The sequence below is a fragment of the Paenibacillus dendritiformis genome, from assembly GCF_945605565.1.
Classification (GTDB): Bacteria; Bacillota; Bacilli; order Paenibacillales; family Paenibacillaceae; genus Paenibacillus_B; species Paenibacillus_B dendritiformis_A.
Genome location: NZ_OX216966.1, coordinates 4,597,196 through 4,611,576 on the forward strand (window position 1 = coordinate 4,597,196; position 14,381 = coordinate 4,611,576).

The window sequence follows — 14,381 nt, forward strand, 5'->3', positions numbered from 1 at the left end:
TCACCTTTCTATTCCTCGAACTCCGCAAAATCCACATTCTCCACGATCCAGCGCTTGCGTGGCTCCACCTTGTCGCCCATCAGCGTCGACACTCTGCGCTCCGCCTTGGCTGCATCCTCGATGCGAACCTGCAGCAGCGTGCGGGTCTCCGGATCCATGGTCGTCTCCCAGAGCTGCTCCGGATTCATTTCCCCGAGCCCTTTGTACCGCTGAATCTCGGCGCTCGATCCGAGCTGCTTCATATAGTTGCTTAACTGCTCATCGGACCAAGCGTAGCGTACCGACACATGCTTCCCTTTTTTATGCGTAATTTTATATAAAGGAGGCTGCGCAATATACACTTTGCCTTGATCGATCAGCGGCTTCATATAGCGGTAGAAGAACGTCAGCAGCAGTACCTGAATGTGCGCGCCGTCGGTGTCGGCATCGGTCATGATGATGATCTTGGCGTAGTTGCTTTCTTCCGCCTCGAATTCCGTGCCGACGCCCGCTCCGATCGCGTGAATGATCGTGCGGTACTCGTCGTTCTTCAAGATGTCCGCCAGCTTGGCTTTTTCCGGATTCAACGGCTTGCCCTTCAGCGGCAATATCGCTTGGAAGCGCGAATCCCTTCCCTGCTTCGCCGATCCGCCCGCCGAGTCCCCTTCGACGATGAAGAGCTCATTGCGCGTATAATCCTTCGACTGGGCCGGCGTCAGCTTCCCGTTCAGGTTCGAGCTCTCGCTTCGCTTCTTGCCGCTGCGCACCTCTTCTCTCGCCTTGCGCGCCGCCTCGCGCGCCTTGGAAGCCTGGAGCGCCTTCTTGACGAGCATTTGGGCGACTTGCGGATTTTCCTCCAGGAAAATGCTCATATGCTCGGACACGACCGTATCGACCGCGCTGCGCGCAGACGCGCTGCCCAGTTGATCCTTCGTCTGTCCGACGAACTCGACATCGGACATTTTCACGTTGATGACGGCCATCATGCCTTCGCGCAGGTCGTTGCCGTCGAGATTTTTGTCCTTCTCCTTCAGCAGGTTATTCTTGCGGGCATATTCATTCATCACGCGCGTGTAAGCGGTCTTGAAGCCCGTCTCGTGCGTGCCGCCGCCGCGTGTCGGAATCGAGTTGACGAACGAAGCGATCGTCTCCGTATAGCCATCATTGTACTGGAGTGCGACCTCCACTTCCGTCTCGTCCTTCTCGGCCGCGAAATGAACGACTTCATTCAGCACGCTCTTGCCTTCATTCAAAAAGCGGACAAATTCGCTTGCCCCGCCTTCATAGCAGAAGGTGTCCTCCTTGCCGGTCCGTTCATCCTTCAGAATGACCTTCAAGCCTGAATTGAGGAAGGCGATCTCCTGCAGCCGCTCCGCCAGATTGTCATAGCTCAAATGAATGTTGCCATGGAACACTTTCGCATCCGGCTTGAAGGTCACCTTCGTGCCGGTCTTGTTCGTATTCCCGATAATCTCGAGACCGGTCACCGGTTCCCCGACATGCTCCGTCCCGTTCTCATCCGTCCACGATTCGAAGCGCTGTCTGTGAATATGCCCGTCCCGGTAAATCTCGACCACGAGCCACTCCGAGAGCGCGTTCGTCACCGAAGCGCCGACCCCGTGCAAGCCGCCTGATTTCTTATAGCCCGCGCCGCCGAACTTGCCGCCCGCGTGCAGCACCGTATAGACGACCTGCGGCGTCGGAACGCCTGTCTTATGCATGCCTGTCGGAATGCCGCGCCCGTTGTCACGGACCGTCACCGACTGATCCTTATGAATCGTTACATCGATCTGGGAGCAAAACTTGGCCAAATGCTCGTCCACGGCATTATCCACGATCTCCCATACCAGATGATGCAGACCCGAGGAACTCGTACTGCCTATGTACATGCCCGGCCGCTTGCGAACTGCGACAAGCCCTTCCAGGACCTGTATATCGTCCGCTCCATATTCCCCGTTCCGGTTCTCCGATGCTCCCTCGTTGCCCGGCAGCTGTTTGAACAAATCGATTTGCTCGACCATTCCAGCTCCTCCTTCAATCCTTCATTCAAATGTATCTGTTCATAATCAAAAGAAAATCTGTCGCACCCGTAGGAAAGGAGAACACTCCCACCATGTATATCGTCCGGATGCAAACAGATGTTTCGCATTCTTGATAAGTTTGTCCGAAAATCTTTAACGAACAAGGAAAACAAGTACTTGTATATTCTAATTCAATATATCCTGTTTCGTAAAGACACGGAATGCGACAATCAATCCGGCAGCCCCCCATACCGTTAAAACGGCGAGGGAGAACGGCAGCGTCATCCCTTCCACGGGAGCCGGCGTTCCCGCCAAATAATCCGTCAGCTTCAGGTTGATCATAAATAAATATTTCGCTGTCGGCCAGGAAGAGGCCATGTTGTATAGAATCGACCCGGCGATCAAGGTCGCCATCAGCGTCACGATGCTGGCTGCCGTACTGCGGACCAGCACCGATATCATGAAGCCGAGCGCGGCGACGACAAGGCTCGAGAACCAGACAAGCCCGAGTTGCATCAGCAGGTAGAGCCAGGAAGGCACTGTATGCACTGCCTCGAAATTGACATCCGTTCCGGTCAAGGAGAAGCCGGTAAAGATCGGATAGGTCCAGCCGCCGTAACCGAAGACAAGCCCGGAGATAAGATACGACAGCAGCGCTGTCAGTAATACGATGATTCCGGTGAACATCATGAGCACAATCCATTTGCTGAGCAGCACCTTCCAGCGCCGGATCGGCCGGGTCAGCAGCATCTTGATCGTGCCCGTCGAACGCTCCGAGGACACGATATCGCTCGCGATCGCCATGACGAGCAGCGGAATGAACAGCGTAACGGCATTATCCAAAAAGGTGCGCGTAAAGGTAACCCCGTTCGGATCGCTCGGATTGATATCGTGATCGAGATTATATTGAAGCTGCTGCAGTACGATGCGCCGATACTTCTTCCATTCCTCCGGAACCCGGTCGCTGCCGAGCGAGTTCTGGATGTCCGTAATCCGCTGCTGCAGCTCCAGACGCCAGTCTTGCTTGAATTTTTCGCGGTTGTTGTCCGCGATTTTCATTTGCGCGTAGGTGAAGACCGGAATAATAATGATGAGGATAAGCAGGATGACATAAAAGCGGTTTTTCCTCAACACTTTGATCGTCTCGTTCTGAATCAAAGGCAACAGGCTACTCAATGCGCTCCCCCTCCGTTATCTCCAAAAATAGCTGTTCCAGGGTCGGCATGATGCGTTGGATTCCTTCCACCTCGATGCCCGCATCCAGCAAGCTTCGATTCAGCCCCGCAATCCGTTCCGGAGCCGTCTCCGTCAAAATCGCGTCCTCCGGCAGCCCGACGAGCGCCGCGGCGTCGATGACGCCCTCTTCCCGGCTGTAGAACCGGACCGCGCCGCTGCGTTCCAGTATCTCCCTCGCCTTGGCTGCCGGCTGCGCCTGCCAGATGACGAATTGATTCCTTCCGGTGAGCAGCCGTTCGACATCATCGACAGCCAGCACCTTCCCGCGGCTAATAATCGCGACGCGATCGCACATCAGCTGAATCTCGCTCAGCAGATGGCTGGAGACGAACACGGCCATGCCGCTGTCGGCCAGCTCGCGAATGAAGGCCCGTAGCTCCTTGATGCCGAGCGGGTCCAGCCCGTTCGTCGGCTCATCCAGAATAAGGAGCTTCGGCCGCCCAAGCAGCGCCTGCGCGATGCCGAGACGCTGCCTCATGCCGAGAGAATAGGTCTTGACCCGATCATGGATCCGGTTAGACAGGCCAACGATGTCGACGACCTCCTGAATTCGTTCGGGTCCCAGCTCCGGCATCATGCGGGCGAAATGTTCTAAATTTTCCCATCCGGTCAAAAAGTTATACATCTCCGGGTTCTCGACAATGGATCCGACATAGCGCAAGGCCCGCTCCGGCTCGCGGTTCACATCGAATCCGCACACTTGAATGCGCCCGGATGTCGGCTTAATGAGATCGACCAGCATGCGAATCGTCGTCGTCTTGCCCGACCCGTTCGGGCCGAGGAAACCGAATATTTCCCCCGCCCGCACCTCGAGAGTGACATCGTTAATGATTGACTTGCGGCCGATCCGCTTCACGACCTGCTGCACCGACAGGACGATGGATGAATCCATGCTCATAAGCTTCCTCCTCTCACGCGCTCCTTACCGGATACTCTGGACGATGCGCTCCGCGATCGCCTGATAGCCTTCCCCGTTCGGGTGAAAATGATCCGAAGACAAATAACTTCCGATATTGTGCTGGAACAAGTCGGACGTCGGCACGAGCAGCATGTTCTCGTCCTGGTTGATGAAGCGGAACGCCTCATCATTCCATTTCTGCACGACCATATTCCCGATCTGCCTCATTTCCTTCAGATCCGCGAAGGGATTGTAGAGCCCGACATAGACGATAAGCGCATCCTGATTCCAACGGCGAATGCCCTCCAAAATCCGCTTCAGATCGGCAGTCCCCTTCTCCGTCTTCGCCAGCAGCGCACGCTCATCCATCGCGGATGGGCTCATCTGCTCGCTCTGGGCACTCTGGAACAGATCGTTGCCGCCAATCGTCAGCAGAATGACATTCGCCTTCTTCAGCACATAACCGATGCTCTCCTGCTCAACCCGTTCGGCTAACTGCTCTGCCCTCAACCCGTTGATCCCCATATTATTAAGAAGCGTGACCGGCTTATCCGTACCTTCCTTCAGCAAAGACACCGTCCGGCGAACGTAACCCTCTCCCGTACCATCACCGGTGCCTCTCGTCAGCGAATCGCCCAGCGACGCAATCAGCAGCTCCTTCGATCGGCTCGTCTCCTCCACAGGAGGCAGCTTCATCTCCGGCTTATCCGTGAACGGCACGGACGCCGGCCGCAAAATATCCGCTACCCCAAAGCCAAAACCGATGATCAGCAGAACCGTAGACAAACATCCGAATATAACAATCCAGCTCCATAATTGCGAGATCGGTCTGCGCTGCATATCTATCCTCCCCCAACATCATTGCCCGGGTATCCGGAACTCCCTCTAAAAATGGCCGACTTGTTACGTATACTGCCATGCGACTGACAATACATGCTATATTTTATTAGAATACCTGTTCGCGTAGCGATTTGCAAACGAGCCCCCTTCCGATCTGCAGAAAAAAGCCCCTCTCCGGGGCAGTTTGATTGATGCGCCGCTCTCCGTTCCCGCCTGCCTGCTAGTCTTCCGCTGTTCTTTTCACCATTCTCCCTTTCGCTCAGGATCCTCCCCTCTCCAGGTGTCCTTTGATGCATTCTCCCAACCGGTCAGGACTTCCTACGACTATCCTTTGAGGCATTCTCCCTTCTGGTCAGGACGATCTGTTCTCTTTGACGCGCTCTCCCTTCTAATCAGGTCGCGTCCTGTCTCTTTGACGCGCTCTCCCTTCTAATCAGGTTTTTCTACGGAGAGACGAGATCCACCACATAAAAAATGAAGTGCCAAGAATTCCCGTGGGACTTTCTCGACGGCCTGATTTACGGGATCCAAGAGACCTCGTCGGATCCTGGGGGCATCATCGCCTTCTGGAAGCATCGTTGCCTCCTGGGACTTGAACGTGAGGAGGGAATTGCTGCCATTTTACAGGAATTTAGGCTCAATGAGTCCACATCCCGAGGAATTGCTGCATATCTACATCATTTTAGGCCCTTTTGCTTCAAGTCGAAGCGAAACGGGTGAAATTCCTGCAGTTTTGCAGGATTCCCTTTCTGGTGAAGTCGTCCATATCGAATTGCTGTATTCGTGCAGGATTTCGCTTACCGAATAGGCGTGTCTGGAGAAATCGTGAAGTTTTGCGGATTTCGCCTACAGGATAGATGTGTCTAGGGAAATCGTGCAGTTTTGCGGATTTCGCCTACCGGATAGATGTGTCTAGGGAAATTGTGCAATTTTCAGGCCGTTGGAAACCCCTGTTTTTTACGAAGGGGTGGAGATGTCCATTTTTCTACTCAAAACTTAGCTCAGAGCGTTTTAAGTCGATTTTTCTACGGAGAGACGAGATTCACCACATAAAAATGGGGTTCCAAACACTCCCACTTACTTTCTCAACAGCCTGAATAACACTGGACTTTCAGGAGAATGGCCGTATGGAGCCCACCATTCTGAGCAATGGGGAGAATATGTATAAGACGTTCAGCACAGACTTATTCCACCTTCATTTTCTATGTACACTGCACTGCACTTCCATCTTCACCTGCACCTGACTGGATGGGAGATTGCTTGTAAGCAGCTTCTTGCACCAAAAAAACTCCATCCGCGGAACCTCCCCAACCCGCTTGCGCGGTCCAGGTTGATTCCGAACGAATGGAGCCAACTTTCTTCAACTTACATATATTTGTATTGGGCGGCGACAAGGCCGTAGTACGTTCCTTGCTTCGCCATCAGTTCTTGATGGGTGCCCTGCTCCTGAATCACCCCGTGATCCAGGACGATGATGTTATCGCAGTGGCGAATCGTCGACAGCCTGTGAGCAATGATGAACGAAGTCCGGCCCTGCAGCAGTGTCTTCAGCGCCTCCTGGATCTTCAGCTCGGTCTCGGTGTCGATGCTGGCCGTCGCCTCATCCAGAATGAGAATGCGCGGATTCGCCAGCAGCGCCCGAGCGAACGAGAGCAATTGCCGCTGCCCCATGGAGAGCAGATTGCCCCGCTCCTGCACCTCGGTGTCATACCCGTCCTTCAATTTGACGATGAAGTCATGCGCGAACACCGCCTTGGCGGCCGCTTCGACTTCCGCATCCGTCGCATCAAGCCGTCCGAAGCGGATATTGTCGCGAATCGTGCCCGAGAAGATGAACGTATCCTGCAGCACGATGCCGATCTGGGAGCGAAGACTTTCCAGCGTCACATCCCGGATATCGATACCGTCAACGAGCACGCGACCTTCCGTCGGATCGTAGAACCGGCTGAGCAGGCTGATGATCGTGCTTTTCCCGGAGCCGGTATGGCCGACGAGAGCAATCGATTCGCCCGCTCTGGCGGACAGCGAGATGTTGCGCAGCGCCGGGCGGCCTTTCTCGTATTCGAACACAATGTTTTCGAAGCTCACATCGCCACGCACTTCCGGCATCTTCCGCGCATGCTCCTTCTCCGCGATGGTCGGGCGCTCATCCATGAATTCGAAGATGCGCTCCGACGAAGCCATCGCGATCAGCATCTGCGAATACATCTGGCCGAGCCGGTTGATCGGCTCCCAGAAGTTCCCGATATACTGTGCAAAGGCGAAGAGAATACCGACCGTAATCGCCTCGGTCTGCACGAGATGCGAACCGAGCATGAACAGGATGAACGCTCCGATAGCACTCGTAATCTCGATGACCGGGCCGAATGTCTGGTTCATGGCGGATGCCCGATCCCATGATTTCTTGTTGACCTGGTTCATGTGATCGAAATATTCCATATTCGCTTGCTCTTGCGTGTAAGCCTGCGTTACCCGGATGCCTTGAATCGCTTCGTTCAAGTGGGAGTTGATGCGCGACTGCTTAATGCGCACATCCTGCCAGGCGAACCGGATCTTTTTGCGCAGCTTGGTCGAGATCAGGAACATGATTGGGACCGTAATCATGACGGCGACCGCCAGCTGCACGTTCAGGAACAGCAAAATGATAATGATGCCAAGCAGCTGCAAGCAGTCAACGAGCGTATTAACGGCGCCATTCGTGAATAGATCCTGCAGCGAGTTGACGTCGTTGGTGATCCGTACGAGGACGGAACCCGCCGGACGCTTGTCATAGAAATGAAAGGACAGCTTCTGAATATGCTTGAACAGGTCGGCCCTCAAATCGTAAATGATCCGCTGCCCGATCACGTTCATGAACTTGATGCGGAACGCGTTGGCCGCCCACTGCACCAGGTACAGCCCGAATACCGTTCCGGCGATAATATAGAGCAGCCGTGTCGACGGATCCCCGACCGCCGGCTGTATTGCATGGTCAATCGCGTAGCTGATGAGGAACGGGATCGCCAGCTTCGTAATGGTGCCCAGCACCATCATGATGATGAGCACCGGCAGCAGCTGCTTGCGGTATGGCTTCATATAGACGAGCAAGCGGCGCATCTGGGCCCAGTTGAACGGCTTCTCGATGATCTCGTCATCCTGATAGACGAACCGGGATCGCTTCTGTGATGTATCCTGCGAATCCTCCCGCCCCTTCCGGCCGGCGGCAGCCGCTTCGTTCATCGCGCTCATGCTCTCACCTGCTCTCTCATGCCTGCAGCAGCGCCCTGCAGCTGGTCTGCATATTGAATATGATAGATATCCTGATAAGTGCCCGGCACCTGAATCAACTCGTCATGCGTGCCGCGTTGAGTAACCTCGCCTTTGTCGAGGACGATAATCTCATCCGCGTGGCGCAGAGACGAAATGCGGTGCGCAATGATGAAGACCGTGCGCCCCTTCATCACCTCTTGGAAGCCGGCCTGAATCTCATGCTCGGTCTCCATGTCTACCGCGCTGGTCGCATCGTCCAAAATAAGCACCTTCGGATCCTTCAGCAGCGCGCGAGCGATCGCGATCCGCTGCTTCTGGCCCCCGGAGAGGCCGAGTCCGCGTTCCCCGACAATCGTATCGTAGCCGAGCGGAAGCTCCATGATGAAGTCATGCGCCTTGGACAGCTTGGCTACCCGAATGACATCCTCCATCGTCACGTCATCGCGCCCGTAGGCGATATTATTATAGATGGAAGAAGAGAACAGGAACGTCTCCTGGAAGACGGCCGCCATCTGGCTCCGCAGGCTTTGAATGTCCAGATTGCGGATATCCTGTCCATCCAACGTAATGCTGCCCTGCTTCACATCATAGGCACGCATCAGCAGCTGGATAATCGTGGTTTTCCCGGAACCGGTTCCACCGAGCAGGCCGATGACCTTGCCAGGCTCCGCATCGATCGTCACATTGCGGATGGCGTCAACATCGCCTTCATAGCGGAATGTCACGTCATTGAACTGGACGTGGCCCGTGACCTGGCTGTCATCGAGCACAATCGCATCCTTCCGGTTCTCAACGTCAACCGGCGTGTCCAGCAGTTCCAGAACCCGTTCGCCGGATGCTTTCGACTGCGTATAGTTGTTGATGTGGAAGCCTACGCCCCACATTGGCCCGATAATGTACCAGATCATGCTGAAGAACGATACCAATTCGCCGAGAGACATCGAATGGTTGATCACCTTCGTTCCCCCAACCGCGATGAGGAGAACGATACAGAAGCAAGCTAGCATTTCCATCAGCGGAAAATAACGTCCCCACAAGGTCGATGCATAGATTTGGTTGGCCTTGTACGCTTCGTTCCGGTCGGAGAACTTGTCGACTTCATGGCTCTCGCGCGCGAACGATTTGACGGTACGCACCCCGGTGATATTCTCCTGAACCGCTGTCGTCAATTGGCTGAAGGCAATCCGCATTTCCCGGAAAGCCGGGTGAATCTTGGATTCGAAGCGGAAGGCAACGAATACGAGCAACGGAATGGAGACTAGGGTCGTTAGCGTTAACCCCCAATCGATCGTGAACATCATCGCCGCGCCGAATACCACCATCAGCACCATGTTCAAAATCTGAGCGAACCCGAACCCGATGAAGTTGCGAATCGCTTCCAAATCGGCGGTCAGGCGAGACATCAGGTCGCCCGTTCTTGCCTTGTCATAATAGCGGAATGATAAAAATTGAAGCTTGCGATAGCAGGCGCCTCTCATTTCATAGGCCACATGATTTCCCAGGCGTCCGCCAAAAAATCCGTGTAAAAATTGCAAAGTGCCTTTGATACTGACAACGACGACTACCGTTATTGCCAGCCAAGGCACCGATTCGAACCGCTTTTTTGCTATCACGTCGTCGATGAGAATGCGCAGCAGATTGGGATAAACCAATCCGAGCGCCGTCGCAACAATCAAGCAAAGCACCGATGCGAACAGCAGGCCTCGTTTGGGCCAGTAGAACGAGCCGAGCTGTTTGAAGACGTTCATCGGACTTCTCCTCCCCTAAGTGTCTTTCGTGGTGGCTGCTCAAATCATCTGTCCCCGCCGACGCGGCACACCGGAACGAATCGGAAGGCAAACATTTTGAACGCGCACTCATTAGATGTATTGCAGTTTATCATCGGCCCCATCCAACGGCAAAACGGCAATTCGCTCATAATTCCGGTTATGACTTCCTATTTCGAGAATTCAGAGAACGAATCCGATGATCTCTTTTAAATCATCTGATTTCCTTCGTTCCTAGCCGCTATAGACACAATAACGCTTACCCCGTTCATACGTGGTAAGCGTTATCTTCGAATTGATGCCTTTTTGATATAGAAAGCCGTTCAACTCATCTCATTCCAGCGTGCGCCGCACCGCCTCGATCGCTTCGCGCAGCGGCTCTGCGTCATAGTCCGTCCGCGATGCTTCATCAAGGCGCGCGGCATGGGTGCGCAGCGCATCCTCCCATTGTCCGCGCAGCAGCTGGACGGTCTGGCCCATCTGCTGCAGGGCATGTTCCGCGAAGGCATCGCGATGGGCGCGCACCGTCAATTGAATCGCCTGCGACGCTTTTTCTTCGAGCGCCTGACGCAGCGCCTCGCGGCCACCTCCTTCGAAGAAGGCTTTGGCGTTGCGGAAATAGGAGCGCAGCCAACGGACCGACACGTCTGCCGGTTCGGCCGGCTCCTCTACCTCCGGCGTTGGCCATGACTCCAGCGGTTCCGCCGCCAAGGCGAAGCCGGGAAGCTGCTGCTCGCAATATTCGAGCAGACGCGCACGCTGTCCCTGCACGATTCGCTTGGCTGTCTGCTCCAACCGAAGCGACGTCGCGTACAGCTCATTGGACAGCTCCTTGCGGAACAGACGCAGCCATTCGCGATAGCACCGCTCCAGCGCGGCGTCACCGCCGCGCTCATCCTGACGCAGGGAGGCCGGATTGAACGCGTACGCGAAGCTGTCATTGAACCGGAACAGCATCCGCTGCCGAACGTGGTACAGCAGCTCGTCGGCTTCCTGCTCCAGGCGGGCGCGCTCGCCGGCATGCAGCCATTCGCAGGCCTGCGTCTCGCATTCGGCAGCCGCCTGCTTGATGTGCTCCGCCTGGCGGGCCCGCTCCGATGCGTCCGCATGAGCAGCATCCCACATCGCCAGGAGCTGCGACAGCACCCGCCGCAGCTCCTGGCGGGATACTTCCGCGCTCAGGCCGGCCAGATCCTCCGAGGCGAAGCGCAGGAACTGCTCTTCGAAGGCGGCAAGCCCGGAAGCCTGCCACTCCTCCGTATTCCCCGACAGCCGGGCTTCCAGTCCCCGCAAGCTTGATACCGGGAACAAGCGCGGACGGCGGATGCCGAATTCCGTCAGCCGATCCGAGACGTAGCTTACGACTCCCTCCAGCTCCTCCCCGGACGCCGCCAGATCCGCGGCGTTGACGAGGAAGAACATCTTATCCAGCTCGAAGGCGTCCTTCACGCGGCCGAGCTGGGTCAAGAACTGGCGATCCGCCTGGGAGAAGGCGTGGTTGTAATAGGTCACGAACAGAATCATATCCGCATTTTTCATGTAATTGAAGGTAACGCCGGTATGGCGGGCATTGATGGAATCTGCGCCCGGCGTATCGACGAGCACGAACCCTTCCCGGGTCAGCGGGCTGTCCAGGTGCAGATCGATCCGCTCGACGAACGCAGACTTCCATTCATCCTTGACGTAGGCGCGGTATTCCTCCCAGCCGACATCGAGCGCCGCCCCGAGATGCGGGCGCGCATCGTCATATCCCCGCTTGACCGCCTGGATGAAGCTATAGTGCGGACGCCCGGTCGGGTGCAGCGTCTCCGGCGAATGCCGGTCCAGCGCCTTCAGCACCTCATCCATGTCCATAGCGGCGGCCCCGCGCTCGCCCATGCTCTCCAGCGCGAAGCGGACATCGTCGAGCAGCTTGGCCGCGCTCTTCATCGTAATGCGCGCCGTGCCATGCGGATGTTCCTCCGTCGGCGCTGCGATCGTATTGATGGCGGCGGTCGTCGGATTCGGCGAGACCGGGAGCGCGTCCTGGCCCATCAGGGCGTTGGCGAACGACGATTTTCCAGCGCTGAACGCCCCGAACAAGGCGACTGTGAACCGGTTCGCCTCAAGCCGCGCGGCCTTGTCGCGCAGTCCTTGCGCGAGCGGGCGCATCGCCGGCAGCGGCTCCAGCGCCTGCGCGGCCTGCGTCAGCCGCTGCGCCGCATCGCGCAGCAGCCGGCGCGCCCCGGCCGCTTGCACGGGTGCGCCCGCCGGCGCTTCCGCTGCGGCCAGCCGCGGTCCGCGCAGCGCAGGCGGCGGTGCTTCCGCCGCGCCGGTGTCCTGCGCCGGCATGAGGCGCGTCTGAGGCCGCTCCACTGGCGGCAGCAAGCGCTGCGGGTCGTCCGCTTCAATGGAACGGACGGCCTCCCACGAGGCGAGCAAAGCAGCGCGCTGTTCCGCAATAGCGCGCTCCTGCGCGGCCAGCCGCTCGTCTTCCGCCAGCTCGGCGCTCAGCTCGCCAGCCTGCGCCCGCAGCGCAGCGGCCTCCCGCTCCAGCCGGGCACGCTGCGCAGCCAGGTACGGCTCCGCCTGAGCCAGGACGGCGCGGCGAATCAGCGATCGCGCCTCGTCGCCGAGCGCGCGGCAATAATTGAGTGTATACTCCGAAGGGGCCCCTGCCCCAGGCTGAACCGCTTGCGCCAGCCACGGGCCATCCAGCGCCGGCAGCGCCGCTTCCATCTCTGCGGCCGCCTTCGCCTCGTCCATTCCGGCAGCACGGGCCGCTTCCCGGATCATGCGCAGCACATGGACCTCCACATTGGCGCGGATTCCTTCCCGCCAAGCATCCGCGAAGGTAGCCAGGCGCCGCTCGCGCTCCTGCTCCGTCTTCGCGCCGGAGAAGAGCAATCCGACCCGGAAGCCGGGCATTCGCGCCTCCAAATACGACTGGGCCAGGTCGCGCGTCGCCGCCGGCGTAATATTCGCATCCCGCAACAGCTTCTGCAGCGCCTCCTGGAAGGCAGAAGACACGGATTGCGCTTCGGCCTCCGCGGCGCGCACGGCCGCCTGCTGCGCCTCCCAGCGCTGCCGAAGCGCCTGTGCCGCTTCCGTCCCGCCCAACGCTTCCATCCACGCCTGCCGCGCCTGCTCGATCGGCGCGGTGCGCATCGCGATATGGGAGACGGCCAGTTCCCTCGCTGCCCGCTCCACACCGAACCGGACCAGCGCCTCCTTGTCTTCAACAATGCGGCGCATATAGCGCTCCAGCGTTGTCCATTCGTTAAGCGGATGATCCGGCTCTTTCAAGCTGACATAGAATATGGCAGCCGGCTTGAGCTGCCAGGCGTCCAACGCCCGCTTCACGTCGTCCCGGTAGACGTCGAACGCGATCTCGCGCTCCCGGTGCTTGTCTATCTGGTTCACGATCCAGATGAGCGGCTTGCCGGCATCGGCCACTTCCTTCGCGAACGCAAAATTATATTCGGATTGAACATGGTTGTAATCAGTAACATAGAACACGACATCGGCCAAGTGCATAGCCGCTTCGGTCGCTTCCCGATGGGCCGGATCGGCCGAATCCACTCCGGGCGTATCGAGCAGGGCAGCCCCTTCCTTCAGCCAGTCGGCTTCATTGTACAGATAGACCCGTTCCACGGCCGCCCCGTCACGGCATACCTCCGCCAGCTGTTCAATCGGCACGGAGACGACGCTCGCTTGCTCCCCGTCCCTGCGCATGATTTCGGCGCGCCGCTTGCCGTAGCGAACGGTGACCACGTTCGCGCTCGTCGGGATGGGACTGGACGGCAGCAGCTCCGCTCCGCACAGCCGATTGATAACCGTCGATTTGCCGGCAGAGAAATGCCCGCAAAACGCCAAAATAATTGTGCCGTCCCGCCATTTGCCGAGCAAATCAAGCATTTGCCGGCTCCGGCCGAGATCGCCTGTCTCGCGGAATTGATCCGCCGTATGTTCGAGCCACGCTTCCATGGAGCTAATTCCTGCTGTCGTTTCTGCGGCCGTTTGCTTTGCATTCAAGTCCAGCATCTTCATGTCCTCCGGTCTAGGAAAATAAGGCCTGATATAATGAAAACCGAGCCTTGGCGTGCATCCGCCTTAGACTCGGTTTCTAGTTTACCATATTTTATTGTTCCGGGAGGATAATTTCAAATTGCTCGCCGTGCTGCAAAATGGTGATGCCCAAATCCTTCACCTTCATCACGACGACCCCCCGCTTCTGGCGCATGCGATCCACATATTGCGCAGGCACCTCGCCGGCTCCGTATATCGTGACGCCTTCGACTTCTTTCTCTTCATCCTCCTGCAGCGGAGTCTGAATGATAGCCTCGTAGATATCGGAAAACTGCTCAAAATCATTCGTATAGACAGAAATGCATTTCATCGCGACCGCTCCTC

9 protein-coding genes are annotated in these 14,381 nt (G+C 57.2%); 1 reads left to right on the plus strand and 8 read right to left on the minus strand.

Going from position 1 to position 14,381, the window contains the following annotated elements; all coding sequences use genetic code 11:
* Positions 1-8: 8 nt before the first annotated feature.
* The 4 genes from parE to NNL35_RS20550 form a co-directional block, all read right to left on the minus strand.
* Entirely contained in the window at positions 9-2,000 is a 1,992-nt protein-coding gene (gene parE, locus NNL35_RS20535) for a DNA topoisomerase IV subunit B (RefSeq protein ID WP_006675409.1), read from the minus strand.
* A 186-nt stretch (positions 2,001-2,186) separates the two neighbouring features.
* Positions 2,187-3,176 (minus strand): ABC transporter permease, encoded by a 990-nt coding sequence (locus NNL35_RS20540; protein ID WP_006675408.1) that lies wholly within the window; start codon positions 3,174-3,176, stop codon positions 2,187-2,189.
* Positions 3,169-4,134 carry an ABC transporter ATP-binding protein gene (locus NNL35_RS20545; protein WP_254553683.1) on the minus strand — a complete coding sequence of 322 codons (966 nt, stop codon included), beginning with the start codon at positions 4,132-4,134 and terminating at the stop codon, positions 3,169-3,171. The genes NNL35_RS20540 and NNL35_RS20545 overlap by 8 nt, the downstream gene beginning before the upstream one ends.
* Positions 4,135-4,158: 24 nt before the next feature.
* Positions 4,159-4,974 (minus strand): GDSL-type esterase/lipase family protein, encoded by an 816-nt coding sequence (locus NNL35_RS20550; RefSeq protein WP_006675406.1) that lies wholly within the window; start codon positions 4,972-4,974, stop codon positions 4,159-4,161.
* A gap of 640 nt (positions 4,975-5,614) precedes the next feature.
* On the opposite strand from NNL35_RS20550, the gene NNL35_RS20555 reads away from it, so the two are divergent.
* Positions 5,615-5,782, plus strand: coding sequence for a hypothetical protein (locus NNL35_RS20555; RefSeq protein ID WP_254553684.1), 168 nt, complete (start codon positions 5,615-5,617; stop codon positions 5,780-5,782).
* A gap of 557 nt (positions 5,783-6,339) precedes the next feature.
* On the opposite strand, the gene NNL35_RS20560 is transcribed toward NNL35_RS20555, so the two are convergent.
* The 4 genes from NNL35_RS20560 to NNL35_RS20575 form a co-directional block, all read right to left on the minus strand.
* Positions 6,340-8,202: an ABC transporter ATP-binding protein gene (locus NNL35_RS20560; RefSeq protein WP_006679812.1), complete on the minus strand. Its 1,863-nt coding sequence runs from the start codon at positions 8,200-8,202 to the stop codon at positions 6,340-6,342.
* Entirely contained in the window at positions 8,199-9,971 is a 1,773-nt protein-coding gene (locus tag NNL35_RS20565) for an ABC transporter ATP-binding protein (RefSeq protein WP_006679813.1), read from the minus strand. The genes NNL35_RS20560 and NNL35_RS20565 overlap by 4 nt, the downstream gene beginning before the upstream one ends.
* 351 nt (positions 9,972-10,322) lie before the next feature.
* The gene (locus tag NNL35_RS20570) at positions 10,323-14,012 is read right to left on the minus strand and encodes a dynamin family protein (RefSeq protein ID WP_254553685.1); all 3,690 of its coding nucleotides are present in this window, start codon (positions 14,010-14,012) and stop codon (positions 10,323-10,325) included.
* A 97-nt stretch (positions 14,013-14,109) separates the two neighbouring features.
* Positions 14,110-14,367, minus strand: a complete 258-nt coding sequence (locus NNL35_RS20575) for a hypothetical protein (RefSeq protein WP_006679882.1) — start codon at positions 14,365-14,367, stop codon at positions 14,110-14,112.
* Between the last annotated feature and the right edge of the window lie 14 nt (positions 14,368-14,381).

Bases quoted from the DNA above. Each gene is read 5' to 3' on its own strand.
- parE (WP_006675409.1), bottom strand. From the start codon at position 2,000: ATGGTCGAGCAAATCGATTTGTTCAAACAGCTGCCGGGCAACGAGGGA.
- NNL35_RS20545 (WP_254553683.1), bottom strand. From the start codon at position 4,134: ATGAGCATGGATTCATCCATCGTCCTGTCGGTGCAGCAGGTCGTGAAG.
- NNL35_RS20550 (WP_006675406.1), bottom strand. From the start codon at position 4,974: ATGCAGCGCAGACCGATCTCGCAATTATGGAGCTGGATTGTTATATTC.
- NNL35_RS20555 (WP_254553684.1), top strand. From the start codon at position 5,615: ATGAGTCCACATCCCGAGGAATTGCTGCATATCTACATCATTTTAGGC.
- NNL35_RS20560 (WP_006679812.1), bottom strand. From the start codon at position 8,202: ATGAGCGCGATGAACGAAGCGGCTGCCGCCGGCCGGAAGGGGCGGGAG.
- NNL35_RS20565 (WP_006679813.1), bottom strand. From the start codon at position 9,971: ATGAACGTCTTCAAACAGCTCGGCTCGTTCTACTGGCCCAAACGAGGC.
- NNL35_RS20570 (WP_254553685.1), bottom strand. From the start codon at position 14,012: ATGCTGGACTTGAATGCAAAGCAAACGGCCGCAGAAACGACAGCAGGA.
- NNL35_RS20575 (WP_006679882.1), bottom strand. From the start codon at position 14,367: ATGAAATGCATTTCTGTCTATACGAATGATTTTGAGCAGTTTTCCGAT.